Genomic DNA, 24,862 nt, shown 5'->3' with positions numbered 1-24,862 from the left:
GGAGAAGGTGGCGCGCGCAACGGTCTTGTGGCCCGGCGCGCGCTTCGTCGCAACGTCACGAAGAGACGATATGGCTTCAGAACCGTTATTGCAGGTGCTCGGCGTGCACAAACGCTTCACGGGCGTGCACGCCTTGCGCGGCGTGACGCTCGCGTTCGAGCGCGGGCAGATCTATCACCTGCTCGGCGAGAACGGGTGCGGCAAGAGCACGCTCATCAAGATCATCTCCGGGGCGCAGCCGCCCGACGAAGGCGAACTGGTGGTCGACGGCGCGCGCCACGCGCGGCTAACGCCGCTCGAATCGCTCGCGGCGGGCGTCGAGACTGTGTATCAGGATCTTTCGCTGCTGCCCAACATGAGCGTGGTGGAAAACGTGGGGCTCACGACCGAACTCGCGGAGCATGCGGGTCGTCTCGCGCGCACGTTCGACCGCCGCGAACTTGCCCGCACGGCCGAGCGCGCCTTGAAGGCCGTGGGCCTGCCTGGCGACGCCGACTTCCAGGCGACGCTCATCGAGCAACTGCCGCTCGCCACGCGCCAGCTCGTGGCGATCGCGCGCGCCATTGCGAGCGAGGCGAAGTTCGTCATCATGGACGAGCCCACGACCTCGCTCACGCAAAAGGAAGTGACCAACCTCATCGCCGTGCTCGGCCAGTTGCGCGCGCAGGACGTGACCGTGCTGTTCGTGAGCCACAAGCTCGACGAGTGCTATGCGATCGGCGGCGAAGTGATCGTGCTGCGCGATGGCCAGAAAGTGACGCAAGGCCCGATCACGAACTACACCAAGGCGCGGTTGAGCGAACTGATGACGGGCCGCGAGCTTTCCACCGAACGCTACCGCAACGTCGCGGCTGAAGCCGACGTGCTGCTCGACGTTCGCGGCCTGGGCCGCGCGGGCCTCTTCAGTGACGTGTCGTTCACGCTGCATCGCGGCGAGATTCTCGGCGTGACGGGCCTGCTCGATTCGGGCCGCAACGAACTCGCGCGTGCGCTTGCGGGCGTCGCGCCCGCCGATGCGGGCGAGATCGTGCTCGAAGGCCGCGCGATCAAGCTTTCGACGCCCGGTGACGCGAGGCGCGCGCGCATTGGCTACGTGCCGGAAGACCGCCTGAATGAAGGCCTTTTCCTCGACAAGCCGATTCGCGACAACGTGATCACGGCGATGATCGCGAGCCTGCGCGACCGCTTCGGCCAGATCGACCGCACGCGCGCACGCGCGTTGGCCGAAAACACCGTGAAGGAACTGCAGATCGCCACGCCCGATGTGGAGAAGGCCGTGCAGTCGCTGTCGGGCGGCAACCAGCAGCGCGTGTTGATTGGCCGCTGGCTCGCCATCGACCCGCACGTGCTGATCCTGCACGGGCCGACCGTGGGCGTGGACGTCGGCTCGAAGGACATCATCTATCGCATCATGCAGCGGCTCTCGCAGCGCGGCATCGGCATTCTGCTCGTGAGCGATGACCTGCCTGAGCTGCTGCAGAACTGCGACCGCGTACTGATGATGCGTAAAGGCCGCCTCGCCGAAGAGCACCACGCCGATGGCCTGACCGAGGCCGAGCTGTACCGCGCGCTGCTTGCAGAGGCAGCCTGAATTCCGCGTAACGTTTTGCCGGATACCGCATGAGCATGAATCAGACAATGAGCACGTCGTCCAACACCGTCGAAGTCGCGCGTCAGAGCGTGCCGCTCAACTGGCGCGCGAAGCTCGCCCGCAATCCCGAGTGGTTCACGGCCACGCTGATCGTCATTACCTGCGTGATCGTCGCTTCTATCAACCCGCGCTTTTTCCAGTGGGCCACGCTGTTCGACCTGCTGCACTCGGCAACGATCACGTCGCTGTTCGCGCTCGGCACGCTCGTCGTGCTGGCATCGGGCGGCATCGACGTCTCGTTCACGGCGATTGGCGCGCTCACGATGTACTCGATCACGAAAGCCGTGTTCGCGTGGTGGCCCGATGCGCCGTTCGCGCTCATTCTGCTCACGGGCGCGTTGGGCGGCATCGTGCTCGGCGTGATCAACGGCATGCTCGTGCACCGGCTGCAGGCGCCTTCGCTGATCGTGACGATCGGCACGCAGTACCTCTATCGCGGGCTGCTGCTCACCTTCGTGGGCACGACGTTCTTCATGAACATCCCGCACAGCATGGACCACTTTGGCCGCATTCCGCTCATTGCCTACAAGACCGCCGACGGGCTCAACGCGGTGCTGCCCGTTTCCGCGATCGCACTCGTGGCAGGCGCGATTCTTACGTGGTGGCTGCTCAATCGGACGATGATGGGGCGCGGCGTCTACGCCATGGGCGGCAGCACGGCAATTGCGGAGCGGCTTGGCTTCAACCTGCGCGCGATCCGCTTGTTCGTGTTCGGCTATACGGGGTTTCTCGCCGGCGTGGCGGGTATTTTGCACGTGGCGAACAACCGGCTTGCCAATCCGTTCGACCTGGTGGGCTCGGAACTCGACGTGATCGCGGCGGTGATTCTCGGCGGGGCGCGCATTACGGGCGGCAGCGGCACGGTCGTGGGTACGCTGCTTGGCGTGGCGCTCGTCACGCTCATCAACAACGTGCTGATTCTCGTGGGCGTGCCAAGCACGTGGCAGAAGGTGATTGTCGGCGCGTTCATCCTGGTGGCCGGTACGCTGTTCGCGCTGCGCCGGCGCGGCTGAGTCGGCAGACTAGTGGAGCGACCGGCGCTGCGCGGCCGGTCAGCGCCTATGCGCTGCGCGCGCGCAGCGTCTGGCCTTTTTCGGTGATGACGGAATTGAAGTCGTCCACCTGCGAAAAGCGCCACGCCTTCACGATGCCGTACTTGCTGGCGTCCACAACGAGATGACTTTCCACGGCGCTAGCCATGGCGGCCTGCTTGAGCGCCACTTCGTGGAAGTTCCAGCACGTTACGCCGCGCGCGGCGTCCACGCCGCCTGCTGAAATAAACGCCTTGTTGATGCCCATGCGGCGCAGCGTTTCAAGGCTTTCTTCGCCGGCAAACGAATCCGACGACGGCACATACACGCCCCCCAGCAAGATCATGCGCACATTGGGCATGCGCCGCAGAATCTCGGCCACGTTGAGCGAATAGCACACCGCCGTGATCTGCATCTGCGAAGGGATGAGGCGCGCGAGTGCGGCGAGCGTCGTGCCGCAGTCGATGAACACGGTGTCGTTCTGCGCGATGAGTCGCGCCGCGTGCGCGGACGCTTGCGCCTTGGCCTGCGCGAAGTGGTCCTTTTCGTGCTCGAGCGAGTAGCCGGCGGTATTGGGCACGTCCTGCGCGCTCACGATATAGCCGCCCAGATACGTGAAACGCTCGGGATTCGCGGCGATATCGCGCCGCACGGTCATTTCGGAGACACCAAGCACGCTGGCTGCATCGCGCAGATGCATGACGTTGTGTTTTGCGAGCGCGTCGGCAAGGGCGCGCAGCCGGTCGGTTTTGGCCATGGAGTGGGTGCTGCGCCGGAGTGAGCCGCCTTCCGGCGAACGTTAGATTTGTTTCGTCTGCGTGAGCGAATTATAACAAGCATGGCGCGCGATCGCCACGCGCTTTAGCTGCTGCCGCTCCCGCGCTTCACTCGACGAGCATGCGTTTTTCGCATGCTCCGCTCGACAATTAATCGTTTGTGGCGTCCCGATGCCGCACGGATACTGCCCTTTCTCATGAAGCGGCGGCAACGCCAAACCGGCAGCAATCCATGCGATCAGACCTCAATTTCATCAATGGGCAGTTCGTCGGCGCCGAAGGGCCGCAGATTGCTGTCCATAGCCCCGCAACCGGCGACGCGGTCGGCCATGTGAGCGCCGCGAGCGCCGCCGACGCGGTTCGCGCGGTCGTGGCCGCCAAGGCCGCGCAGCGCGCCTGGCGCAAGTTGCCCGCCGCCGAACGCGGTGCAATCCTGAACCGTTTCGCGGACGCGATCGTGGCGCGCGCGCCGAAGATCGGCGCGGCGCTTGCCGCCGAGTCGGGCAAGAGCGTCGCGGACGCGACCGCCGAGGCGCAGTACGCCGCCGAAATCCTGCGCTACCACGCGCAGTGGGCGCGCCGCATTGAAGGCGAGGTGATTCCGAGCGATAGCGCGAACGAAAACCTCATTCTGATGCGCGAGCCGATCGGCGTGGCCGCGTGCCTGATTCCTTTCAACTTCCCGGTGTACACGTTGCTGCGCAAGGTCGCGCCGGCGCTCATCACGGGTAACGCGGTGGTCGTGCGGCCGAGTAACAACACGCCGTGCTCGGCGTTCGAAGTGGCGCGCGCAGCGCAGGAAGCGGAACTGCCGGCGGGCATTTTCAACGTGCTGGCCATGGACCACGACACCGCCGCCGTGCTCTGCACGCACGCGGACGTCGGCATGATTACCCTCACGGGCAGCGTGAGCGCAGGCCGCAGGGTGCTCGACTACTGCAAGGAAAATATCGCCAGGCCGTCGCTGGAACTGGGCGGCAAGACGCCCGCGATCATCGAAGACGACGCCGATCTCGAAGCAGCCGCAACGGCCATCGTGCGCTCGAAAACCACGCATTGCGGCCAGCTTTGCACGGCGATCGAACGTGTGTATGTGCATGCTTCGGTGCATGACCGCTTCGTCGCGCTGCTGCGCGAAAAGATGAGCGCCGTGCGCTTCGGCGACCGCGCCGAAGACGCCATCCGCATGGGGCCGCTCGTGAGCGCAAGCGCACGCGCAGCGATCCACGCGATGGTCGAGCGCGCGGTGGCCGCAGGCGCGAAGCTCGAAACGGGCGGTTACGTGCCCGAAGGCAAGGGTCATTTCTATCCGCCTACGTTGTTGACGCATTGCCGCCAGGACATGGAGATCGTGCAGGAGGAGATCTTCGGCCCGGTGCTGCCGGTGCTTGCGTACGAGACGCTCGACGACGCGCTGCGCATGGCCAACGATCACCAGTTCGGCCTTTCGTCGGTGCTCTTTACGGAGCGCTACCGCACGACCCTGCGCGTCGCGAACGAGATCGAAGCCGGCGAACTGTACGTGAACCGCACGCCTGCGGACCCGTATCAGGGCTATCACGCCGGCTGGAAGCGCTCGGGCCTCGGCGGCGACGACGGCAAGCACGGCATGCTCGAATTCACGCAAACACGCCTGGTCGTGATGCCGTTCTGATCGTTCGAGCTACGGATTAATCGCAGAAACGGCGCCCCTCGACCGGGCGCCGGAGATAAAGAAAAAACGCCTCGCGCGGGCAACCGCCCGCGCGCCGGCGTCAGCTTTGCATGGGACCAGAGTAAGTGCTTTGCACTAACTCTGGTCGACAGCTTTGCATGGGACCAGAGTAAGTGCTTTGCATGGGACCGGAGTAAGGGCTAAAGCCCAAACTCCGGTCGACAGCTAAAGCGCTAACTCTGGTCGACAGGAGACAATCTTGCAGAAGTCCATCGGAAAGCCCAATGCGCAGGCGATGCGGCGCGCCGAAACCGCATCGCTCACGCCCGCCGCACCGGGCTCGATGCAGCGCTACGTGCAGTTGCTGCTGCTCGTCCTTGCCGCGGGCGGTATCTATCCGCTGCTGTATCTGCGTCAGGTCTACCAGACCACGATGCTCGATGTGCTGCATATCGACAACGCCCAGCTCGGCTATCTCTACTCGGTGCTCGGCATCGTGTTCTTCGTGTGCTATCTGCCGAGCGGCTGGCTCGCCGACCGCGTCGCGCCGCGCCTGTTGATCTGCTTCTCGCTCATCGGCACCGGGGCGCTGGGCCTCTGGTACTCCACTGCGCCTTCGTTCCATGCGCTGCTCGCGATCTTCTGCCTTTGGGGCGTCACGACCGGCCTCACGTTCTGGGCCTCGGTGCTCAAACGCGTGCGCATGATCGCGGCGGCGAACGAACAAGGCCGTTTCTTCGGGTTGCTCGACGGCGGACGCGGACTCGTCGAGGCGCTGCTCGCCACCGCCGCGCTCGCGCTATTCGCCGCCGCGACCGGCTCGGGACGCGGTGAAGCGACGGGCCTGCGTCACGTGATCTATATGTATTCGTTCACGTGTATCGCACTCGGCGCGTTGATGAGCTTCTTCAAGGATCCCGCGCCCGCGCAGGCCGAAAGCAAGCCGGTCGAGGCGAATGCAAACGGTTCGCTGTGGCGCGATCTCTCGACGCTCGCCGCGATTCCCCAGCTCTGGCTCATGGCGGGCGTGGTGTTCTGCGGCTATCAGATCTTCTGGGCAACTTACAGTTTCTCCGCGTATCTCCAGCAGGGCGAGATGCATATGAGCGTCGTGGCGGCCGGCATGGTCACCACCGCGAAGCTCTGGATGCGTCCCATCGGCGGCATTGGCGGCGGCTTTCTCGGCGACCGCCTTTCGAACCTGCGCGTGCTCATCTGGGCGCTGTTCCTGGCCGTCGCGGGCCTGATCGGTCTGATCCTGCTGCCGGCGCTGCGCAACATGGCGCTGCTCGGCGCGGTGGTGCTGTTCATCGGCCTCATGACCTACGCGATTCGCGGCCTCTACTGGACGCTACTCGATTACTGCGCGATTCCCATGCGCATCACGGGCCTCGCCATCGGTCTCGTTTCGTTGATCGGCTACTCGTCGGACATCTTCCTGCCGCTCGTGAACGGCTATATCACCGAGCACTACGCCGGCATGCTCGGCTACCAGATCTATTTCGCCTATGTCGCCGCCATTGGCACGCTCGGCGGTATCGCCGCGCTCGTGCTCAAGCGCATGACCCACTCCAAACCTGCCTGATACAGCCTGAACCATGAAAGTCGTTGCAATTGAAACGAACGTCGTTGCGGTGCCTCCTCCGCACCTCGGCGGCATGTACTGGATCTTCGTTACGCTGAAAACGGATTGCGGCATCGAAGGCGTGGGCGAAATCTACGCCGCGACGTTCCATCCCGACGTGATGGTGAGCGCGATCGAAGACGTCTTCACGCGCTATCTGCTGGACCACGACCCGCATCGTGTAGAGCGCCTGTTCCGCGAGGCATACTCGAGCGGCTTCACGCAGCGCCCGGACCTCACGATGATGGGCATCGTGAGCGGCCTCGAAATGGCATGCTGGGACATCATCGGCAAGGCGGCGGACAAGCCCGTGTACGAACTGCTCGGGGGCATGGTGAACGAGCGGCTTCGTTCGTATACCTACCTGTACCCGAAGAACGCGAAGGGCGAATACGATTACGACGACCCCGATCTCGCCGCCGAATGCGCAGCCGAGAACGTGAAGCGCGGTTTCACCGCGGTCAAGTTCGACCCGGCGGGTCCGTACACGGCCTGGTCGGGGCATCAGCTCTCGCTCGAAGTGCTCGACCGCTGCGAAACGTTCTGCCGCAAGGTGCGCGAAGCGGTGGGAAGCAAGGCCGATCTGCTGTTCGGCACGCATGGCCAGATGGTGCCTTCTTCGGCCATCCGGCTCGCGAAGCGGCTCGAGAAATACGACCCGCTGTGGTTCGAGGAGCCGGTGCCGCCGGGCCAGGAAGAGGCCATCGCCAATGTCGCGAAGCACACGTCGATTCCGATCGCCACGGGCGAGCGCCTCACCACCAAATACGAATTCCACAAGCTGCTGCAGGCGGGCGGGGCGTCGATCCTGCAACTGAACGTGGCGCGCGTGGGCGGCCTGCTCGAAGCGAAGAAGATCGCGACGCTCGCCGAGGTGCATTACGCGCAGATCGCGCCGCATCTCTACAACGGGCCCATTGGCGCGGCGGCGAGCATCCAGCTCGCGGCCTGCACGCCGAACTTCCTGATTCAGGAAAGCATCGGCACGTGGGATGGTTTCCACGCGCAAGTGCTCAAGCAGCCGATTCAGTGGGAAGACGGCTACATCATTCCCTCGAAGGCGCCGGGCCTGGGCGTCGAACTCGATATGGACGTCGTGCGCGCGCACTCGCCTTATACGGGCAAGCGTCTGCATTTGCAGATGGCGAGCCAGCCCGCCGACGTGCGCGATACCTCGCCCGCACGCGGCTGATCTGCCGGAGCACTTAGATGAACTACGACTACATCATCGTCGGCGCCGGTTCGGCGGGCTGCATTCTCGCGGAACGGCTCTCCGCTTCCGGGCGACATTCGGTGCTGCTGCTCGAAGCGGGCGGACCCGACGATTCGTTCTGGTTCAAGATCCCGATCGGCTTCGCCAAGCTGTACTACAACAAGCAGTACAACTGGATGTATTACAGCGAGCCGGAGCCGGAGCTTGCCGGCCGGCAGATCTACGCGCCGCGCGGCAAGGTGCAGGGCGGCTCGGGCGCGATCAACGCCATGATCTACGTGCGCGGCGCCGCGTGCGACTACGACGACTGGGCCGCGGCGGGCAATGCGGGCTGGTCGTACCAGGAAGTGCTGCCGTACTTCCGCAAGCTGGAATCGCATCCGCTCGGCGACACGCCCTGGCACGGCGCGAACGGCCCCGTGCGCATCACGCCGATGAAGGAAGGCGCGCATCCGGTGTGCCGCACCTTTGTCGAAGGCTGCACGCAGCTCGGTTACGAGCGCAACGAGGACTTCAACGGCGCGCGGCTCGAAGGCGTGGGCATCTACGATGTGAACACGCGCGACGGCAAGCGCGATTCGAGCAGCGTGGCCTACCTGCATCGCGCCGGGCAGCGCGCGAACCTGAAGATCGAGCATCATGCGCGCGCCACGCGTGTGCTGTTCGACGAGGCTCAAAAACGCGCCATCGGCGTGGAGATCGTGCAGCAAGGCGTAAAGCGCACGTTCCAGGCGAACCGCGAGGTCATCGTCGCGGCCGGCGCGGTCGATTCGCCCAAGCTGTTGCAGCTATCGGGCGTGGGCCCGCGCGCGCTGCTCGCGAAGCACGGCATCGACGTTGTGCACGAGCTGCCTGCGGTGGGGCAGAACCTGCAGGACCATCTGTGCGTGAGCTTCTACTATCGTTCGCGCGTGAAGACGCTCAACGATTCATTCGGCAGTTGGACTGGCAAGCTGAAGTTCGGGCTGCAATACGTGTTTCAGCGCAAGGGCCCGTTCTCGATGAGCGTGAACCAGTCGGGCGGCTTCTTCCGCACGAGCCAGGACGAGGCGCACCCGAACATGCAGGTGTACTTCAATCCGCTTTCGTACCGGATTCCCAAATCGGATCGGGCGCAGCTCACGCCGGAGCCGTACTCGGGCTTTCTCGTCTGCTTCAATCCTTGCCGGCCCACGAGCCGCGGCTCCGTGGAGATCGCTTCGGCGAATGTGGAAGACGCGCCGAAGATTCGCGGCAACTATCTCTCGACGCAGAAGGACCGCGACGAGGCGATCGCGGGCAGCCGCCTCGTGCGCAAGTTGATGACGGCGCGCGCATTGCAGGGCATCACCGAAGCCGAGGTGACGCCCGCCGGCGAAGTGACCGACGACGCGAGCATGCTCAAGTTCTTTCGCGAGCAAAGCGGTTCGATCTATCACCTGTGCGGCACCTGCGCGATGGGCCCGGACCCGCGCACGGCGGTGGTGGACGCGCGCTTGCGCGTGCATGGCATCGAAGGCTTGCGCGTGGTGGATGCGTCAATCTTTCCCAACATCACATCGGGCAACACCAACGCGCCGACGATGATGGTCGCGGAAAAGGGCGCGGACCTGATTCTGGAAGACGCCGATCAGGCCATCGCCGCGCAGGCCATTGCGCAGGGCCGTCAACGCATGGCCGCAATTTCGTCCTGAAGCCATTGCCGGAAAAGCTGGAGCGGCTTCGAAGCCTTCTGTTCGGGCCGCACCACGAACCAGTATGACTGGCGGCCGTCCACGTGGATGTCACGCACGGGCGCGAGCAGGCCCCGGGCCAGCTCGTGTTCGATCATGTGGCGGTCGGCCATCGTGACGCCGAGCCCTTCGATGGCCGCGCGGATCGCGTGATCGAGCAGGTCGAATTCGTAGCCGCCCGACGTGTCCACGTCCTCGATGCGCGCCGCGTCGAGCCAGTGCCGCCAGGTGAGATAGCGCTGGTTGTCGCCCGCGAGCACGTGCAGCAAGGTGTGCTGCGCGAGGTCGATGGGCCCTTGCGCGAGCAGCGCGGGCGCGCACACCGCGATATGCGATTCATGCATCAGCAGCGAGCTGTCGAGGCCTTCCCATTCACCGTCGCCAAAGCGGATCGCGCAGTCCAGCGCCGTCGAATCGGCGAGACTGTCCTGCAGATGCGTGGTGAGGCTCAGTTCTAGCTCGGGATGGCGCGCCTGCAGACGCGTGAGGCGCGGCACGAGCCAGCGGCTCGCGAAGGTGGGCGGGGCGTTTACGCGCAGGCGGTTGAGGTCGCTCTTCTGCTGGATCGTGCGCACCGTCACTTCGATGCGGTCGAACGACTGCTGGAGCGTGCGCAGCAGCGCGCGCCCGGCTTCGGTCAGTTCGAGCCGATGGTGATGGCGCTCGAGCAGCGCCTCGCCAAGCTGTTCTTCGAGCTGGCGCACCTGGCGGCTCACCGCGCTCTGCGTCACGTTCAGCTGCTCGGCGGCGCGGGTGAAGCTGCCGCTCGTGCCTGCCGCCTCGAACGCCTTCAGGGCGTTCAGCGCCGGCATCTTTCGCTTCAAGGTCGTCTCCTCGCTCCAGGCGCCGCCCGAAACGACGCCTCCTGCAAACGACGCAGTATACCGGCCCGCGCCGCCATTCAGACGCCCCGCGCGCGCGACAGCGCGGTGAGCGCGAGCGTGACGACGAGCGCGAACACGTAGAGCCCGCCCGCCCCCAACAGACGCATGAACAGCGAAGCGACGGTGGGACCGGCCGCGCCGCCAAGCGAAAAGACGAGCAGCAGCGTTGCGCTCGTCTGCACGCGCCGCGCCTGATCGACACGGTCGTTCACGTCGGAGACGATCACGCCATAGAGCGTGAACGTGAGCGCGACGTAGAGAAAGAGGATCGTATCGACGAGAGCCGGTGCGCGCAGGATGGCGAGCGCCGCGGCCGCGCACGCGGAGATGAGCGAGATCACGCCGAGCGTGGCGCGCCGCCCGAGGCGGTCGGAGAGCCGCCCCACGGGCCATTGCGAAAGCAGTGCGCCGATCAGCACGACACCCATGGCGCGCGAAATACTGCTGGCGGGATAACCGATGCGCGCGAGATACACCGGCGTGAGCGCATAGAACGCGCTGGAAAGCAGCCCCGCGCCGATGCAGGCCGGCACGCTGCGCGGCGCGACGCGGTGCAGTTCGCGCAGGCCGTCGAGCAGCAGCGTGGGGCGCTTCGGCGTGGCGAGCGCGGAGGGTGCGGCCTTGGCGGCGGCCGCCGCAGCGAGGGTGGCATCGGCGGATTGCCAGTCACCAATCAGCGCCACGGGTATGAGCGCAGTCACGAACAACCCGTTCACGAGCGCATGCTCGAAAATGCCGCCGGGTGCGCCCACGCCCAGCAGGAATTGCCCGGCGCTCACGCCGAGATAGGTGAGCACGAGATAGAACGCGAACGCGCGCCCGCGCCGCTCGTTGGGCACGGCGCCGTTCACGCCGCTTTCGATCGAGGTGAACACGCCGACCATACTGAAGCCGGTGATGAGCCGCAGCACGGCCCAAATGTCAGGGGAATCGAAGGAGAGATAGCCGAGCGCCGCGAGTGCGGCGAGCGCGCCAAAGCCGATGAAGGCGCGCTGCGGCCCGATGCGCCCGACGAGCGGGCCGAGCCCCAGCGCGCCCACGATGAAGCCGACGTAATAGCACGATTGCACGAGGCCGACGTCGAGCGCGGTGCGCTCGCCGTGCAGCATGCGCAGCGAGATCAGCGTCGTGAGGAGGCTGTTCCCGCAAACGAGGATCGTATAGCCGCCCAGCAGGCCGATGAGCGCCCGCATGTACGGCGGCTTAGTGAGTCGTTCCGGCGCGGCGCTCGACGAAGCGCCGCACGTAGTCGTCGGCGGGGCGGTGCAGGATGTCGTCGGGCGTCCCGCACTGGATGAGGCGGCCGTCGCGCAGAATCGCGATCTGGTTGCCGATGCGCAGCGCCTCGTCGAGGTCGTGTGTGATGAACACGATGGTCTTTTTGAGCGTGGCCTGGAGTTCGAGCAGCTGGTCCTGCATTTCGGTGCGGATGAGCGGGTCGAGCGCGGAGAAGGCTTCGTCCATCAGCAGCACGTCGGTGTTCGCGGCGAGCGCGCGGGCGAGGCCCACGCGCTGGCGCATGCCGCCCGAAAGCTCGTCGGGATAGTGGTCCGCATAACCCGCGAGGCCCACCTTGCCGAGCCATTCGCGCGCGCTCGCCTGCGCCGCGGCTTTCTTTTCGCCGCGCGTGGCGAGGGCATACGCGGCATTGGTGAGCACCGTCTGGTGAGGCAGGAGTCCGAAGCTCTGGAACACCATGCTCACGCCGTAGCGCCGCAAATCGCGCAGGCCGCTGCCGGAGAGCTTGAGCACGTCCTTGCCGTCGATGAGGATCTCGCCCACGGTCGGCTCGATGAGCCGGTTGAAATGGCGCACCAGAGTGGACTTGCCCGAGCCCGAAAGGCCCATGATCACGAAGATCTGGCCCGAGCCGATCGACAGGCTCACGTCGTTGAGCCCTACGTTGCAGCGCGTCTTCTCGAGGACCTCGGCCTTGCCCGCGCCGCCGCGCAGCAGGTCGAGCGCGCGCTGACTGCTTTCGCGCGTGCCGAAGATCTTGTAGACGTTCTTGACTTCGATGCCGCTCATGATCGTTACCTCATTCCATGCTCATTGCGTATGCTGGATGCGCCGGCCGGGTTTCCGCCATTGTGCCGGCGCTTTTGCCTTCGCGTTCGTTACTTGGCCGGCTGGCTCGTCAGGTCGCTGCTGCTGGTCGAGTCGGCACTTTTGCTTTCCTGTTCGCGAACGCGGCGAAACGGAATGCGCGAGGGCTGCTTCGATTTGCGCGCGAGGCCGCGTGTGCGCCGGCCCTGCCCGTAACCCTGGCTGATGCGGTCGATCACGATCGCGAGAATCACGATGGCGACGCCCGCTTGCGTGCCCTTGCCCACGTCGAGCGTCTGAATGCCCGCGAGCACATCTTCGCCAAGACCGCGTGAGCCGATCATCGAGGCGATCACGACCATGGAAAGCGCCATCATCGTGGTCTGGTTGATACCGGCCATGATGCTCGGCCGTGCGAGCGGCAACTGCACGCCAAACAGCAATTGCATGCGCGTGGTGCCGAACGCGCGCGCAGCTTCGACGATTTCTGCATCCACGTGGCGGATGCCGAGATCGGTCAGACGAATGAGCGGCGGCAGCGCGTAGACGACCGTGGCGAGAATGGCGGGCACCTTGCCGAGGCCGAACAGCATGAGCACCGGAATCAGGTACACGAAGCTGGGCAGCGTCTGCATCACGTCGAGCACCGGCAGCAGCACGCGGCGCAGCCCGCTGCTCGAAGCGGCGAGGATGCCGAGCGGTACCCCGAGCACGACCGAGATGAGCGTGGCGACGACCATCAGCGCGAAGGTCTGCATGAGCTTGTCCCACAGCCCGAAGCAGCCGATCAGCCAGAGCAGCACGACGAACAGCAGCGCCACGCCGATGCGCCGCGAGGCATGCCAGCCGAGCAGGCCCACGGCGGCGAGCACGACGATGGGCGGCGTGGCGCGCAGCAGGCCTTCGAGCGGCACGAGCAGGTCGCGCAGCATGAGCACGCTGAAGTTGTGGAACGCGTCGCCGTAGCGCTGCACAAACGCGGCGACCTGGTCGTTGACCCAGTCGGCGATCGAGAGGTGAAGAAAGGGGGATCCCATGGTGAGCCTCATTCTGCGTGTGTCGTGTGATGCGTACCGTCGTACGGGCAGTGTCGTGGCTTACGTGCGCAGGCCGGCCTGCACGCGCGCCGCGACTTCCGGCGTGACCCATTGCTTCCAGATTTCCGGATGCTGCTCGAAGAACGTGCGCGCGACCGTGGAGGCGTCGAGCTTCTTGTCGTGCATCTGCTGGACCAGTTGTTCGTCGAGCGCGAGCGGCAAGCTCACCTTGCCGAAGAACGCGACGGCGTCCGGCTCGGCGTCGTAGAACGGCGTGGAGACCGCGACCTTCAGATGCGAGACCTTGAAGGCAGACGCGCACGGCGTGCCCTTCGGATCGGCGATGGTGTCCCAGCAGGCGTCGGAATACGGCGCGCCCTCCAGTTGCACGAAGTGGTACTTCGCCATCAGGCCGGCGGGCTGCCAGTAGTAGAAGAGAATGGGCTTGCCGCGCTCGTAGGCCGAGGCGATCGCCGCGTCGAGCGCGCCGCCGGTGCCGGGGCGGAAGTTCGTGTAGTCGTCGCCGAGCTTGTAGGCCGTGAGCAGGCGGTTGTTGAAGCGTTCGCAGTCCCAGCCTGCGGGGCAGTTGTAGAAGCGGCCCTTGCCGGGTTCTTCGTCGTCCGTGAAGAGGGATTTGTACTGCGGCAGTTGCGCGACGGAGCGCAGTTGCGGCGCCATGGGCTTGATGCCGCGCTTTGCGTCGCCGTTGATCACATAGTCGGGGACGTACCAGCCTTCCTTGTCGCCGCCGGGAATCAATTCGCCCACGAGCTTCACGCTGCCGTCCTTCAAGCCGCGCGCGACGATGGGGCTGCGGCCCGTCCAGTGCTCGGCCCACACCTGCAGGTCGTCTTTCGTGAGCGCCGTTTCGGTGGCGGCCGTGGCGCCCGGCACGACTTCGGTCTTGCAGCCGTAACCCTTCTCCAGCACCGTGCGCACCATCTCGGTCATCAGCGCGCCGCTTTCCCAGGTGATCTGCGCGAGCTTCACGGTTTTGCCCGCCTGGCACCAGCCGGGGGCTGCAAAGCTGCTCGTGGCCGCGCAGGTCAGCGCGAGGGCGGCGGCAATACGCACGCCTGCCAGCGTGATACGTCTCATGTCGTCTCCAGTGATTGGAATTGTATGCGCGGGCCAGCGTGGGGCCGCGCTTTTCGAATCAATCCGACCAGAGTCTAGCCGTGGCATTTCGGGTTGCGAAGCAACGAATAGTCATCGATGCATTACCTGATCTCATGCCACTTTCGTCACGCGAATCATGCAGGCGAGAGCGATGACTGCGCGTCATGCCCCCATGAGATTTCATAGCTTTTGGGTGCCCGCGGCGTGTGCTGGAATGCGTCTGGCCAAATTCGAACCCATGACACAGGAGACGGAGTCAAACATGAAAGACCTGCAAGTCTATATCGGCGAAGGTTTCGCTGGACCAGGCGTAAACGCTGCCCACATCAACATCATGATCGGCCCGCGCAATGGCCCCGTGGGGCAGGCGTTTACGAACAGCTTGTCGTCGCCTTCGCAAGGCCACGTACCGTTCATGGTGGTGGCCCAGCCCAACGTGCCGGTCAAGCCCGCCACGCTCTACGTGAACAAGGCCGACATTCGCGGCGACCTGCACGGCAACGCCACGTGGGGCGCGTCGCAGGCGGCCATCGCGAAGGCGGTGACGGAAGCGATGCTCGACGGCACGCTGCCGCCGCAGGCCGAGAACGAATGGTGCATCGTCACGGCGAACTGGGTGAACTGGTCGTGCGACGACCTCGACGCCGTGTACGAGAACAATTACGCGGCCTGCAAGACGGCCATCCGCGCCGCGATGAACGGCCTGCCCAGGCTCGACGACCTTGCGAAGATCAAGGATCAGATCAGCAATCCGTTCTACACGCCGAAGGCCAGGGCGGCTTGAGCCGCACCAATCGTTACAGGTGACTACGATGCAATACGTGCAACTTGGCCGCTCCGGCCTGAAGGTGTCGCGCCTGTGCCTCGGCACGATGAACATGGGCACGCCCGAGTGGAAGCCCTGGATCTACAACGAAGAGCAGAGCGAGCCCATCGTGCGCCGCGCGCTCGAAGCGGGCGTCAACTTCATCGACCTCGCGGACTTCTACTCGACGGGCGTGGGCGAGGAAGTGGTGGGGCGCATCGTGCGGCGGCTCGCGAAGCGCGACGAACTCGTGCTCACGACCAAGGTCGGTTATCCGATCGGCAATGGCGCGAACAACCAGGGCCACTCGCGCAAGCACATCATGGAAAGCATCGATGGCTCGCTGCGCCGGCTGCAGACCGACTACGTCGATATCTACATGCTGCACTATTTCGATGTGAACACACCGGTCGAAGAAACCATGGACGCGCTCAACGACATCGTGCGCGCGGGCAAGGCGCGCTATATCGGCGTTTCGACGATGTTCACGTGGCAGTTCGCCAGGATTCTGCAGGCGTGCGAGCGTTATAACTTCGCACGACCGATCAATATGCAGCTGCAGCTGAACTGCGCGTATCGCGAGGAAGAGCGCGAGATGGTTCCGTTCTGCCAGGATCAGGGCGTGGGTGTATCGGTGTTCAGTCCACTCGCGCGCGGCCTCCTTTCCGGCGACGCGAAGTCGGTGCGCAACCAGACCGACTTCTTCACCGTGCAGATGTACGACGATGAAGCCTCGCGCGATATCGCGCGTTCGGTGGCCGAAGTCGCGGCGGCGCGCGGCGTGTCGTGCGCGCAGATCGCGCAGGCCTGGGTGCTCGGGCGCGCGGGCATCTCGTCGATGCTCGTGGGCGCGGACACCGTCGCGCAGTTCGAAAGCGCGCTCGCGGCGCTCGACACGCAACTCAGCGCCGACGAGCTTTACGAACTCGAGCGCAACTACACACCGTGCGACGTGATCAACGATTACGTGAGCGCGCGCATTCCGCGCGTGCCGCGCGCGGCGCGACGCATGGAGATCGCAGCATGACGAGCCTGACCATTGACGGACTCAAGGAAGCGCGCCTGTGGCGCACATCGAGCTTTATCGACGGCGAATGGGTGGCGAGCGAAGCGACCTACCCGATCATCGATCCGGCCACTGGCGCGCCGCTCGCGCAAGTGGCCCGCGCCGGTGCGCGCGAAGCGCTGCAGGCCGTGGCGGCGGCCTCGCACGCGTTCCCTGCGTGGCGCGACGCCACGGCGGCGGAGCGCAGCGCGAAGGTGCGCCGCTGGGGCGAGCTGATGCACGCGCATCGCGAGGACCTCGCGCGCATCATGACGGCCGAGCAGGGCAAGCCGTATGCGGAATCGCTGGGCGAAGTGGCGTACGCGGCGAGCTTTCTCACGTGGTTCGCCGAGGAAGCGCGACGCGCGTATGGCGACGTGATTCCCGCGCCGAAGAAGGGCGCGCGCATTGTCGTGACGAAGGAGCCCGTGGGCGTGGTCGGCGCGATCACGCCGTGGAATTTCCCGCTCGCCATGGTCACGCGCAAGGCCGGCCCGGCGCTCGCGGCGGGTTGCACGATGGTGCTCAAGCCTTCGGAAGAGACGCCGCTTTCGGCGTTCGCGCTCGCCGAACTGGCGCTCGAGGCGGGCATTCCGCGCGGCGTGTTCAATGTCGTTTCGGGCGACGCCCCGGCGATTGGCGACACGCTCATGGCCTCGAAGGCCGTGCGCAAGATCTCGTTCACGGGTTCGACGCGCGTGGGCAAACTGCTCATGCGCGCGGCCGCCGATACGGTGAAGAAGGTGTCGCTCGAACTGGGCGGCAACGCGCCCTTCATCGTGTTCGACGACGCCGATCTCGATGCCGCCGTGGAAGGCGCGATGGCCTCGAAATTCCGCAACACGGGGCAGACCTGTGTGTGCGTGAACCGCTTCTACGTGCAGGCCGGCGTACACGACGCCTTTGTCGAGAAACTCGTGAAGGCCGTGCGCGCGTTGCGCGTGTCGGGCGGCATGGAGCCGGGCGCCACGCAAGGGCCGCTCATCAACGGCGCGGCGTTGCGCAAAGTCGAGGCGCATGTGAGCGATGCGCTCGAGAAGGGCGGCGCCATTGTGTGCGGCGGCCACGCGCATGCGCTGGGCGGCACGTTTTACGAGCCCACGGTCATCACGGGCGCGCACGGCGGCATGATGCTCGCGCACGAGGAGACGTTCGGCCCCGTTGCCGCGGTGTTCCGCTTCGAGACCGAGGAAGAAGCGATCCAGGCGGCGAACGATACCGACTTCGGCCTGTCCGCCTATTTCTACGCACGCGACATTGGCCGCGTATGGCGCGTGGCGGGCGCGCTGGAAAGCGGCATGGTCGGCATCAACGAGGGCATTATCTCGACGGAAGTCGCGCCTTTCGGCGGCGTGAAGGAGTCGGGGCTCGGGCGCGAAGGGTCGAAGTACGGGCTCGACGAGTACCTCGAAACGAAGTACCTGATGATGGGCGGGCTCGGCTGATTTTCCGCGCGGTGACCACGCTTGCCAGCTTTTGGCGAAGGCCGCCGCGCGAGAGCGCGGCGGTTTTTTTGAGCCTTCACTTGAACGAGCGAGTGGCCTCAGGCCTTAGTCAGCCGCCATGAAGCGCAGGGTGCCCGCCAGGCGCGCTGGGCCGCCGGTGTCGTTCGGATGATTGACTCCATCCACGACAGGGACCTCGGCGAAATCGAATGGGCTGACGCCGTCGAGGCAAGCCACGTTGACGCCATACAGGTTCGGGTTGGAACGCCGTTGAAGATGGGTGGCGATTCCGCAGCGAGAACAGAAGAAGTGCTGCGCCGCTCCAGTGTTGAAGCGATAGCTCGTTAGCACCGCCTCGCCCTGCAGGAACTCGATCCCGCCCATTTCGGCCGCGGCAATGACCGCGCCTCGCATGCGGCAGTAAGAACAGTTGCAGCGGCGGATCGAGTTGAGGCCGTCGCTCAGCGTCGCGACGAAACGCACCGCGCCGCAATGGCACTGGCCTGCCCGTTGGTTCGTATCGCCCACCATGTCGTTGGTTTCTCCTCTGCGGCTAAAGCGTGTTGCGCAATCATGCGGCGTCAACCGGCCCACGTGTTGATGTCGAGTACCGCTTTGGCGAACACTTCTGGCGCCTCCTGTGGAAGGTTATGGCCTGCATTCGGCACGATGCGGTTCTCATGGCGTCCGCTGAAGCGCTTCGAACGGGTCTCTCTTGCCCCGGGCGGCTGGACGCCGTCGGCGTCTCCATCGAGCGTGATCGTGGGCACGGTGATCGGCGGTGTGGCGGCGAGGCGTCGCTCGATGTCGTCGAAGCGGGGGTCGCCTTCGACCAGTCCGAAACGGTGACGGTAAGAATGGACCACCACGTCGACGAAATCGGGATTGTCGAACGACGCTGCCGAGCACGCGTAGATGTCGTCGTCGAAGCGCCAGGTCGGCGACCAGAGCGACCACAGGAGACGGCAGAACGCGCGCCGTTTTTCGGTCAATCCGGCCCGGCCGCGCTCGCCATGCAGGTAGTACTGGTACCACATGCGATGTTCCTTTTCGGGGTCGGCGGGCTGTGCGGCAGCGGCGATATCCTGGATGTTGTAGCCGTTGACGGAAACCAGCCCCCGCGCTCTCGACGGGTAGAGCGCCGCCACGATGCATGCCGCCCGGCCACCCCAGTCGTATCCGCCGAGGATGGCGCGGTCGATCCGCAGGGCATCGAGCAGCGCGAGCAGGTCCGCGCCAAGCGCCGCCTGCTGGCCCGAGCGCAGTGTCGCGGGCGAAAGAAAGCGCGTTGGGCCGTATCCCCGCAGGTAGGGGACGATGACGCGGGCGCCCTGGGATACCAGGCGTGGCGTCACCTCGTCGTATGCGCGGATATCATAGGGAAAGCCATGTAGCAGGACGACCGGCCATCCGTTCGCATCGCCCTGTTCGTCATAGGCGATGTCGAGCAGTTCGGTTTCGATATGGTCAAGCATGGGGCGCTCCTTCGCGTTCAGTTGCGTGCTCGGTTGCGTGCTCAGTTGCGTTATGACGCACGGGTAGCAAACGACGTGAGTGAAATCATCTCAGAGCCCGAGACAAACCGCACCGGCCGCGACGACCACGCAGGCGAGCCAGCGCGTTCCACTCACCGCTTCCCGTAAGAACATCCGCCCGATCAGCACCGCGAACACCACGCTGGTCTCGCGCAACGCCGATATTGCGCCCATCGCGCCCGACTGCAGCGCCCAGATCACGATGCCATACGCCCCGATCGACACGAGGCCGCCGGCCAGCGACGAGGCGATCGACAGCGGCTCGGCGCGCACCGGCGTCCATAGCGCCGCGGGCCGCCCGCGCCTCGCGACGAACAGCACGGGCATCGCCCAATAGGACAGGAACATCCATGCGGTGTAGCTGAGCGGCTGGCCGTCGGACAAGCGCACGCCGATGCCGTCGATCACGGTGTAGAGCGCGATCGTTGCACCGGTCGTCAGCGCGGCCAGCGCACCTGCGCGCGACACGTGACGCCCCTGCAGCGCGATCGCGATGATGCCGCCCGAAATCATCACGATCCCGAGACCGTGCAACGGACCGATCGCTTCATGCGCGAACAGCGCCGCGCCGAGCGTGACGAGCAGCGGCGACGAGCCTCGTGCGATCGGGTACGCCAGCGCGAGGTCGTTGCGGCGGTACGACCGCACGAGACTCACGTTGTAGAAGACATGCACGAGCCCCGACGCGACGATGTAGGGCCACGAAGCGCGGACCGGCCAGGGCATGGACAGGACGACCAGCGTCGCGACCACGCCGATGGCGATGCTCATCCACGCCATGGAGAAAAACCGGTCGCGGTTGCCGTGGAGCATCGCGTTCCAGCTCGCGTGGAGCAGCGCGGCGAACAGCACGATACCGCCGGTATAACTGAGCATGAGGGTACGGGCAGCGTTGCGTGAATGGTCTAACAAGAAGGATATCTATCTTGTGACGGGGCAACAAACCAGATAAATTGGGCGTTCGCATTAGTTAAGCTCTCTCGAATGAAACCGGTATTGCCCCCACTCAATGCCCTGCGAGCCTTCGAGGCTGCGGGCCGGCTCGGCAGCTTCAAGGACGCCGCCGCGGAACTGCACGTGACGCCAGGTGCAGTGAGCCAGCACGTGCGCTTGCTGGAGGAGTGGCTTGGCGCGTCGCTCTTCGAGCGGCACAACCGCCGCGTGGAGCTGAGGCCGGCGGCGAAAAGCTATCTGGCAGAAGTCGGCCCGTTGTTCGAACAGATCTCGCAGGCAACCGCGAGATACGGCGTGCCGCAAACGGTCTCCCGAACCCTCTGCGTGAATGCGCCCGCGACATTCACGCTGCGCTGGCTGGTGCCGAGGCTGGCGACGTTCCGCGCCGGGCATCCCGACATCGGCGTCAAGGTGGAGACGTCGAACGAGCCGCTGGAGAGTCTGAAGGACGACTATGACCTCGTTATCCGGGGTGGCCCGGACACCTTTTACGGCTATTCGATGCGGCCGTTCTTGTCCGAGGAGCGGCTTCCGGTCTGTAGTCCTACGCTTTTACAGCGCATGCCGCTTCGCTCGCCAGCCGACTTGCGAGAACACACGTTGCTGCACACCTCGAGTCTTCCGCGGCTCTGGCCCGACTGGCTGGCGAGCGCGCAGATTCCCGACCTGAGGCCGGCAGCCGCTTTGACCTTCGACCACTTCTTTCTGACCTTGCAGGCTGCCATCGACGGAATCGGCATCGCGATGGGACCCACCGCGCTGGTCGCCGACGATCTCGCCGCTGGCCGGCTCGTTGCACCGTTCGCAGGTCCACGTCTGCCGTCGCGCAGCTATTGCACCTACGTGGCGGATGAGAAGTCCGGCGATGAATGGGTCGCGTTGTTGCGTTCATGGCTCGAGCGCGAGGGCGCGGGTTCATGAACGCAGCTGAGCCGCGCGATGCAAGAGGAAGCCGGCTGTCGCGCTGATCCCACGGCAGAATCGGCGTCGCAATAATGCGACGCCTGGCAGATTTTTTCCGCGTATGCGCGACTGGATTTGCGCTCTATTTCTCTCCCAACCGCGAAAAAGCGCGTCGAAGCCACTCGATCGTTGACGGACCCAGTTGGCGGCGCGGGCGATGTGACCATGAGTCCATGGTCATGAACGGTCCTCCTACTTCATGATGGCATCGATATCAAGCTAATGATTCAGCCGCATTTTCCCCGCCCTGTACCGCACCTTTCATTCTTATAATTTGCCGCGCGCTCGCGCGAATGGATGCGATGTCGCCGAAAAATGCGGCATCGCGTCGAGCGCCGTTGCTGGCGCGCGAATGCTTAGTCGTGGATGGTGTAGTGCACTGGCCCGTTCGTGGGCCCACAACAAGACTGTGACAACAGGAGAAATTCCATGAAGGCTATTCAGGTATTCAAGCTGGCCGCGGCGACGGCTCTCGTGGCCGCGTCTTTGCACGCCTATGCGCAGGGCGACGCGGCTAGCGGTGCGACTGCCGCAGCCGAGCAACAGGCAGCCCCGTCGAAGGCGCAATCGAAGCAGGCCAAGGCCGCTAATCGCGCGCTCAGCCGTAAGGTCCGCACCGCTCTCGCCAAGGACAAGAAGATCGATGTTGCCAGGATCACCGTGCGCGCGCGTGACGGCGCCATCGTCCTGCAGGGCTCGGTGCCGGAGCAGTCGCAGATCGAACACGCCACCGAAGTCGCCACGGGCGTGCAAGGCGTAACGTCGGTCAAGAATGCGCTGACGCTGCGTCCGAACGAGTCCTGATCATCCTCCCACTACGGCCTTGCGCCCAGCCGGGCGCATGCGCGAAAGCCCGGAGACAGGTCTCCGGGATCATCTTGAATGCGTCATCTCGCGAAGCGCCGGCTGAGCAGCATGCGCGCACTAGCGAACGTCGCCGTGTTCGCCAGACGACTCGACCAGGTTCGGGTGGCCAACGCGTTGCTTGCGCGGTTCGAAGGCCATATGCAGGGCGAGGCCTGTCGCTGCGCCTATCAGTTGGGCAATGACGAAGGCGGGTACGCTGGATGGCGCAATGCCCGCAAAAGTGTCGCTGAACATGCGTCCGAACGCTGCGGCCGGGTTCGCAAACGATGTCGATGACGTGAACCAGTATGCGGCGCCAATGTACGCCGCCACCATGATCGAGGCGCGTTCGCCCGGCGCGCGCAGGATCACGAAGAGCAAACCGGCAGTCGCCACGGCCTCGGCAATCCATTGTCCGGTGCCTGTGCGCACCTTGCTCGAAAGCTCGACGATGGGCAGATCGAACATGGCGTGCGCGAGCCATGCACCCAGCAGCGCACCGACGAGTTGTGCGGCGATGTACGGCAGCAATTCCTGAGCATGCAGTTCGCCGCGCAGCACCATGACGGCGCTGACGGCGGGATTGAAATGCGCACCGCTCAAGGGCCCAAACACCTCGATCAGCACATACAGTCCGCCCACGGTTGCCAGCGTGTTGGCGAGCAGCGCGATCGCCACATTGCCGCCGGCAAGCCGCTGCGCCATGATGCCGGAGCCAATGACGACTGCGAGCAGCAAGGCCGTGCCGATCAACTCGGCCAGGACCTTGCGCCCAAGACCCGTGACCGCGGTCATGATTCGGAGATCGCGGTGAGTGCCTGCTGAAGCTCCTCGTCGCTCATCGAGTCGAGCGGCAGCGCAAGGAGTTGCAGCATGCGATAACCGATCGCCTGACGGGTGAGTTCGAACGCCACGCGCTTGCCTTCATCGCCACCGGGCGCAACAGAAGGATCCGGGTAGCCCCAGTGGACCTTGACAGGACTGCCCGGCCAATACGGACACGCTTCGGCGGCGGCGCTGTCGCAGACGGTGATGACAATGCGCATGACAGGCGCATGGCTGGCGGCAAATTCATCCCAGCTTTTGCTGCGGTAGCCGCTCACGTCGATACCCGCGCGCGTGAGCGACTCGACGGCGAAGGGGTTCAGGCGTGCGCCCGGCGCGCTGCCCGCGCTGAACGCCCGCACGTCCTTGCCGGCCTTCGAAGCGAGGTGATTCAACATGGCTTCGCCCAGCACGCTGCGAGCGGAGTTGTGCGTGCACAGGATCAATACATTGGTCGTCATGGCTTTTCCGCCGGATCGTGCGCGGCGCTCAGCAGCACGCGGAAACGTCGGGGGCCGGTGCGCTCGTCGGCGTATTGCGCGACTCGCCGAACACCGGAATTTCATTGAGCGTGTGATACGACTCCCATGCAATGCCCTGCGGATCGACGCTCCAGTATTTGTTCGACTTCGCGTAGCAGCATGCGGTCTCCATCTGCGTGTCCACTGGTAATGCTGCGCTTTCCAGCCGCGCATGCATTTCGGCCAGCTCCGCTTCGTTCTCGACCTGCACGCCCAGGTGATCCAGGCCGGGTGCGGCGCCGCGTTGCGAGATCGCGAAATTGACGCGCGGGTCCTCGAGCATCCACTTCGCGTAGTCGCTTTTCGCGACGGTCGGTTCGGCGGCAAACAACGCCGAGTAGAAACGGATGCTCGATGCGAGATCGGCAACGGCGACGTGAATGTGAAAGCGCTTCATGACTGCTTCTCCGTGGAGGGTGAACACATTGATATCGGCGAACAGGGATTGCCGCCACAACAGTTCTCGGTGAGGTAGGCCAGCAGGCCGCTCATGGTCGCGAAGTTCGCGCAGTAGAAAACGAACCGGCCTTCCTGACGGCTCGTGACGAGTTGCGCGTGAGACAGCTCCTTCAGATGGAAGGAGAGCGACGACGGGGGCACGTCGAGCAGGGTGGCAATCTGGCCAGCGGGCATGCCTTCGGGGCCTGCCTGAACGAGGGCGCGAAAGATCGCGAGCCTGGACTCGTGCGCGAGCGCCGCCAGGGCGGCGATGGTCTGGTTCGTTTCCATGCTTCGATAATAGTCGAAATATGGAAGGATAGGCAAGGGGATCGCGTGCTGGACGTGAAAATTTTCGGCAGCCGCGCCGCGCCAAGCCCCTTGCTGGGTCAACGCGGAGGTGAACCCACCTCGATGCGCATGCAACGAAAATAGGCGTATGGCGATTATGTATGCCGCGATGAAGGCGATCGATTTTCCGAAATAGGGACGCGAAACGTAGTCTCGCGAAATGCGGTGTAAATCGTTGAGCTGGATTTCAATCAGGGCGCCAAAATAAGCTTTTCGCAAATGCCAGGTCAAATCGCCGAACCGCGTATCGAACCGCGCAGCGCCCGGATTCGAGGCCGAGAAATCCATTACGCCATTACGGGTAATTGCCAAAAAACGAAATAAATCGTTGCGCACAATGCGCTTAATTATTCGCGATCACTTTCCTAAACTTGTTATCAACTGGCA

24 protein-coding genes are annotated in these 24,862 nt (G+C 64.7%); 11 read left to right on the top strand and 13 right to left on the bottom strand.

Going from position 1 to position 24,862, the window contains the following annotated elements:
- Nucleotides 1–70 precede the first annotated feature (70 nt).
- Both M3I56_RS06270 and M3I56_RS06265 read left to right on the top strand, forming a co-directional pair.
- A complete protein-coding gene (locus tag M3I56_RS06270; protein ID WP_254353022.1) occupies nucleotides 71–1,591 on the top strand; it encodes a sugar ABC transporter ATP-binding protein in 1,521 nt (506 codons plus the stop codon).
- Between the two features lie 35 nt (nucleotides 1,592–1,626).
- Complete coding sequence (locus M3I56_RS06265) at nucleotides 1,627–2,664, top strand: ABC transporter permease (protein WP_375541684.1); 1,038 nt, start codon at nucleotides 1,627–1,629, stop codon at nucleotides 2,662–2,664.
- A gap of 46 nt (nucleotides 2,665–2,710) precedes the next feature.
- Here M3I56_RS06265 and M3I56_RS06260 read toward each other — a convergent pair whose 3' ends face one another.
- On the bottom strand, nucleotides 2,711–3,439 hold the full coding sequence (locus M3I56_RS06260; protein WP_254353020.1) for a DeoR/GlpR family DNA-binding transcription regulator: 729 nt from the start codon (nucleotides 3,437–3,439) through the stop codon (nucleotides 2,711–2,713).
- A gap of 251 nt (nucleotides 3,440–3,690) precedes the next feature.
- Here M3I56_RS06260 and aldA point away from each other — a divergent pair, with 251 nt between their 5' ends.
- The 4 genes from aldA to M3I56_RS06240 all read left to right on the top strand — a co-directional run bounded on the left by aldA (nucleotide 3,691) and on the right by M3I56_RS06240 (nucleotide 9,622).
- On the top strand, nucleotides 3,691–5,112 hold the full coding sequence (aldA, locus tag M3I56_RS06255; RefSeq protein ID WP_254353019.1) for an aldehyde dehydrogenase: 1,422 nt from the start codon (nucleotides 3,691–3,693) through the stop codon (nucleotides 5,110–5,112).
- 295 nt (nucleotides 5,113–5,407) lie between these two features.
- Nucleotides 5,408–6,697 carry a nitrate/nitrite transporter gene (locus M3I56_RS06250; RefSeq protein WP_254353231.1) on the top strand — a complete coding sequence of 430 codons (1,290 nt, stop codon included), beginning with the start codon at nucleotides 5,408–5,410 and terminating at the stop codon, nucleotides 6,695–6,697.
- Nucleotides 6,698–6,710: 13 nt separating this feature from the next.
- Complete coding sequence (locus tag M3I56_RS06245; RefSeq protein ID WP_254353018.1) at nucleotides 6,711–7,928, top strand: mandelate racemase/muconate lactonizing enzyme family protein; 1,218 nt, start codon at nucleotides 6,711–6,713, stop codon at nucleotides 7,926–7,928.
- A gap of 17 nt (nucleotides 7,929–7,945) precedes the next feature.
- Complete coding sequence (locus tag M3I56_RS06240) at nucleotides 7,946–9,622, top strand: GMC family oxidoreductase (RefSeq protein WP_254353017.1); 1,677 nt, start codon at nucleotides 7,946–7,948, stop codon at nucleotides 9,620–9,622.
- On the opposite strand, the gene M3I56_RS06235 is transcribed toward M3I56_RS06240, so the two are convergent.
- The 5 genes from M3I56_RS06235 to M3I56_RS06215 form a co-directional block, all read right to left on the bottom strand.
- Nucleotides 9,595–10,473: a LysR substrate-binding domain-containing protein gene (locus M3I56_RS06235; protein WP_254353230.1), complete on the bottom strand. Its 879-nt coding sequence runs from the start codon at nucleotides 10,471–10,473 to the stop codon at nucleotides 9,595–9,597. The genes M3I56_RS06240 and M3I56_RS06235 overlap by 28 nt on opposite strands.
- Nucleotides 10,474–10,562: 89 nt before the next feature.
- The gene (locus tag M3I56_RS06230; protein ID WP_254353016.1) at nucleotides 10,563–11,738 is read right to left on the bottom strand and encodes an MFS transporter; all 1,176 of its coding nucleotides are present in this window, start codon (nucleotides 11,736–11,738) and stop codon (nucleotides 10,563–10,565) included.
- A 10-nt stretch (nucleotides 11,739–11,748) separates the two neighbouring features.
- Nucleotides 11,749–12,573: a glycine betaine/L-proline ABC transporter ATP-binding protein gene (locus M3I56_RS06225; RefSeq protein WP_254353015.1), complete on the bottom strand. Its 825-nt coding sequence runs from the start codon at nucleotides 12,571–12,573 to the stop codon at nucleotides 11,749–11,751.
- Nucleotides 12,574–12,662: 89 nt separating this feature from the next.
- Nucleotides 12,663–13,628 carry a proline/glycine betaine ABC transporter permease gene (locus M3I56_RS06220; RefSeq protein WP_254353014.1) on the bottom strand — a complete coding sequence of 322 codons (966 nt, stop codon included), beginning with the start codon at nucleotides 13,626–13,628 and terminating at the stop codon, nucleotides 12,663–12,665.
- 60 nt (nucleotides 13,629–13,688) lie between these two features.
- On the bottom strand, nucleotides 13,689–14,726 hold the full coding sequence (locus M3I56_RS06215) for an ABC transporter substrate-binding protein (RefSeq protein WP_254353013.1): 1,038 nt from the start codon (nucleotides 14,724–14,726) through the stop codon (nucleotides 13,689–13,691).
- Nucleotides 14,727–15,009: 283 nt separating this feature from the next.
- On the opposite strand from M3I56_RS06215, the gene fae reads away from it, so the two are divergent.
- Genes fae through M3I56_RS06200 form a run of 3 tightly spaced genes read left to right on the top strand, consistent with a single transcriptional unit; the run spans nucleotide 15,010 to nucleotide 18,042 of the window.
- Nucleotides 15,010–15,531: a formaldehyde-activating enzyme gene (fae, locus tag M3I56_RS06210; RefSeq protein WP_254353012.1), complete on the top strand. Its 522-nt coding sequence runs from the start codon at nucleotides 15,010–15,012 to the stop codon at nucleotides 15,529–15,531.
- A gap of 28 nt (nucleotides 15,532–15,559) precedes the next feature.
- A complete protein-coding gene (locus tag M3I56_RS06205; RefSeq protein WP_254353011.1) occupies nucleotides 15,560–16,579 on the top strand; it encodes an aldo/keto reductase in 1,020 nt (339 codons plus the stop codon).
- The gene (locus M3I56_RS06200; RefSeq protein WP_254353010.1) at nucleotides 16,576–18,042 is read left to right on the top strand and encodes an NAD-dependent succinate-semialdehyde dehydrogenase; all 1,467 of its coding nucleotides are present in this window, start codon (nucleotides 16,576–16,578) and stop codon (nucleotides 18,040–18,042) included. Before M3I56_RS06205 ends, M3I56_RS06200 begins: the two co-directional genes overlap by 4 nt.
- A gap of 105 nt (nucleotides 18,043–18,147) precedes the next feature.
- Here M3I56_RS06200 and M3I56_RS06195 read toward each other — a convergent pair whose 3' ends face one another.
- The 3 genes from M3I56_RS06195 to M3I56_RS06185 all read right to left on the bottom strand — a co-directional run bounded on the left by M3I56_RS06195 (nucleotide 18,148) and on the right by M3I56_RS06185 (nucleotide 20,453).
- Complete coding sequence (locus tag M3I56_RS06195) at nucleotides 18,148–18,573, bottom strand: GFA family protein (RefSeq protein WP_254353009.1); 426 nt, start codon at nucleotides 18,571–18,573, stop codon at nucleotides 18,148–18,150.
- 50 nt (nucleotides 18,574–18,623) lie between these two features.
- A complete protein-coding gene (locus tag M3I56_RS06190; RefSeq protein WP_254353008.1) occupies nucleotides 18,624–19,517 on the bottom strand; it encodes an alpha/beta fold hydrolase in 894 nt (297 codons plus the stop codon).
- 90 nt (nucleotides 19,518–19,607) lie between these two features.
- Nucleotides 19,608–20,453 carry a DMT family transporter gene (locus tag M3I56_RS06185; RefSeq protein ID WP_254353007.1) on the bottom strand — a complete coding sequence of 282 codons (846 nt, stop codon included), beginning with the start codon at nucleotides 20,451–20,453 and terminating at the stop codon, nucleotides 19,608–19,610.
- A gap of 108 nt (nucleotides 20,454–20,561) precedes the next feature.
- Here M3I56_RS06185 and gcvA point away from each other — a divergent pair, with 108 nt between their 5' ends.
- Nucleotides 20,562–21,452, top strand: a complete 891-nt coding sequence (gene gcvA, locus M3I56_RS06180) for a transcriptional regulator GcvA (RefSeq protein WP_254353006.1) — start codon at nucleotides 20,562–20,564, stop codon at nucleotides 21,450–21,452.
- A 471-nt stretch (nucleotides 21,453–21,923) separates the two neighbouring features.
- Complete coding sequence (locus tag M3I56_RS06175; RefSeq protein WP_254314854.1) at nucleotides 21,924–22,298, top strand: BON domain-containing protein; 375 nt, start codon at nucleotides 21,924–21,926, stop codon at nucleotides 22,296–22,298.
- A 120-nt stretch (nucleotides 22,299–22,418) separates the two neighbouring features.
- Here M3I56_RS06175 and M3I56_RS06170 read toward each other — a convergent pair whose 3' ends face one another.
- From M3I56_RS06170 to M3I56_RS06155, 4 genes are read right to left on the bottom strand one after another with little or no spacing between them, the layout of a single operon-like run.
- Entirely contained in the window at nucleotides 22,419–23,135 is a 717-nt protein-coding gene (locus M3I56_RS06170; protein ID WP_254353005.1) for an MIP/aquaporin family protein, read from the bottom strand.
- Nucleotides 23,132–23,626: an arsenate reductase ArsC gene (locus M3I56_RS06165; protein WP_254353004.1), complete on the bottom strand. Its 495-nt coding sequence runs from the start codon at nucleotides 23,624–23,626 to the stop codon at nucleotides 23,132–23,134. Before M3I56_RS06165 ends, M3I56_RS06170 begins: the two co-directional genes overlap by 4 nt.
- Nucleotides 23,627–23,654: 28 nt before the next feature.
- On the bottom strand, nucleotides 23,655–24,083 hold the full coding sequence (locus M3I56_RS06160; RefSeq protein ID WP_254353003.1) for an ArsI/CadI family heavy metal resistance metalloenzyme: 429 nt from the start codon (nucleotides 24,081–24,083) through the stop codon (nucleotides 23,655–23,657).
- Nucleotides 24,080–24,415: a helix-turn-helix transcriptional regulator gene (locus tag M3I56_RS06155; RefSeq protein WP_254353229.1), complete on the bottom strand. Its 336-nt coding sequence runs from the start codon at nucleotides 24,413–24,415 to the stop codon at nucleotides 24,080–24,082. Before M3I56_RS06155 ends, M3I56_RS06160 begins: the two co-directional genes overlap by 4 nt.
- Between the last annotated feature and the right edge of the window lie 447 nt (nucleotides 24,416–24,862).

Origin of the sequence: Paraburkholderia sp. CNPSo 3281, assembly GCF_024206515.1 — a bacterium.
GTDB lineage: Bacteria > Pseudomonadota > Gammaproteobacteria > Burkholderiales > Burkholderiaceae > Paraburkholderia > Paraburkholderia nodosa.
Note: the sequence above shows the minus strand (reverse complement) of the source record. Positions and strands in the feature narration are given on the sequence as shown.

What these genes read in the sequence shown, in the direction of transcription:
- M3I56_RS06225 (WP_254353015.1), bottom strand. Translation starts at nt 12,573, where the DNA reads ATGAGCGGCATCGAAGTCAAGAACGTCTACAAGATCTTCGGCACGCGC.
- M3I56_RS06230 (WP_254353016.1), bottom strand. Translation starts at nt 11,738, where the DNA reads ATGCGGGCGCTCATCGGCCTGCTGGGCGGCTATACGATCCTCGTTTGC.
- M3I56_RS06235 (WP_254353230.1), bottom strand. Translation starts at nt 10,473, where the DNA reads ATGCCGGCGCTGAACGCCCTGAAGGCGTTCGAGGCGGCAGGCACGAGC.
- M3I56_RS06200 (WP_254353010.1), top strand. Translation starts at nt 16,576, where the DNA reads ATGACGAGCCTGACCATTGACGGACTCAAGGAAGCGCGCCTGTGGCGC.
- M3I56_RS06240 (WP_254353017.1), top strand. Translation starts at nt 7,946, where the DNA reads ATGAACTACGACTACATCATCGTCGGCGCCGGTTCGGCGGGCTGCATT.
- M3I56_RS06250 (WP_254353231.1), top strand. Translation starts at nt 5,408, where the DNA reads ATGCGGCGCGCCGAAACCGCATCGCTCACGCCCGCCGCACCGGGCTCG.
- M3I56_RS06175 (WP_254314854.1), top strand. Translation starts at nt 21,924, where the DNA reads ATGAAGGCTATTCAGGTATTCAAGCTGGCCGCGGCGACGGCTCTCGTG.
- M3I56_RS06195 (WP_254353009.1), bottom strand. Translation starts at nt 18,573, where the DNA reads ATGGTGGGCGATACGAACCAACGGGCAGGCCAGTGCCATTGCGGCGCG.
- M3I56_RS06155 (WP_254353229.1), bottom strand. Translation starts at nt 24,415, where the DNA reads ATGGAAACGAACCAGACCATCGCCGCCCTGGCGGCGCTCGCGCACGAG.
- M3I56_RS06245 (WP_254353018.1), top strand. Translation starts at nt 6,711, where the DNA reads ATGAAAGTCGTTGCAATTGAAACGAACGTCGTTGCGGTGCCTCCTCCG.
- M3I56_RS06165 (WP_254353004.1), bottom strand. Translation starts at nt 23,626, where the DNA reads ATGACGACCAATGTATTGATCCTGTGCACGCACAACTCCGCTCGCAGC.
- M3I56_RS06205 (WP_254353011.1), top strand. Translation starts at nt 15,560, where the DNA reads ATGCAATACGTGCAACTTGGCCGCTCCGGCCTGAAGGTGTCGCGCCTG.
- M3I56_RS06160 (WP_254353003.1), bottom strand. Translation starts at nt 24,083, where the DNA reads ATGAAGCGCTTTCACATTCACGTCGCCGTTGCCGATCTCGCATCGAGC.
- M3I56_RS06265 (WP_375541684.1), top strand. Translation starts at nt 1,627, where the DNA reads ATGAATCAGACAATGAGCACGTCGTCCAACACCGTCGAAGTCGCGCGT.
- M3I56_RS06215 (WP_254353013.1), bottom strand. Translation starts at nt 14,726, where the DNA reads ATGAGACGTATCACGCTGGCAGGCGTGCGTATTGCCGCCGCCCTCGCG.
- aldA (WP_254353019.1), top strand. Translation starts at nt 3,691, where the DNA reads ATGCGATCAGACCTCAATTTCATCAATGGGCAGTTCGTCGGCGCCGAA.
- M3I56_RS06185 (WP_254353007.1), bottom strand. Translation starts at nt 20,453, where the DNA reads ATGCTCAGTTATACCGGCGGTATCGTGCTGTTCGCCGCGCTGCTCCAC.
- fae (WP_254353012.1), top strand. Translation starts at nt 15,010, where the DNA reads ATGAAAGACCTGCAAGTCTATATCGGCGAAGGTTTCGCTGGACCAGGC.
- gcvA (WP_254353006.1), top strand. Translation starts at nt 20,562, where the DNA reads ATGAAACCGGTATTGCCCCCACTCAATGCCCTGCGAGCCTTCGAGGCT.
- M3I56_RS06170 (WP_254353005.1), bottom strand. Translation starts at nt 23,135, where the DNA reads ATGACCGCGGTCACGGGTCTTGGGCGCAAGGTCCTGGCCGAGTTGATC.
- M3I56_RS06270 (WP_254353022.1), top strand. Translation starts at nt 71, where the DNA reads ATGGCTTCAGAACCGTTATTGCAGGTGCTCGGCGTGCACAAACGCTTC.
- M3I56_RS06260 (WP_254353020.1), bottom strand. Translation starts at nt 3,439, where the DNA reads ATGGCCAAAACCGACCGGCTGCGCGCCCTTGCCGACGCGCTCGCAAAA.
- M3I56_RS06190 (WP_254353008.1), bottom strand. Translation starts at nt 19,517, where the DNA reads ATGCTTGACCATATCGAAACCGAACTGCTCGACATCGCCTATGACGAA.
- M3I56_RS06220 (WP_254353014.1), bottom strand. Translation starts at nt 13,628, where the DNA reads ATGGGATCCCCCTTTCTTCACCTCTCGATCGCCGACTGGGTCAACGAC.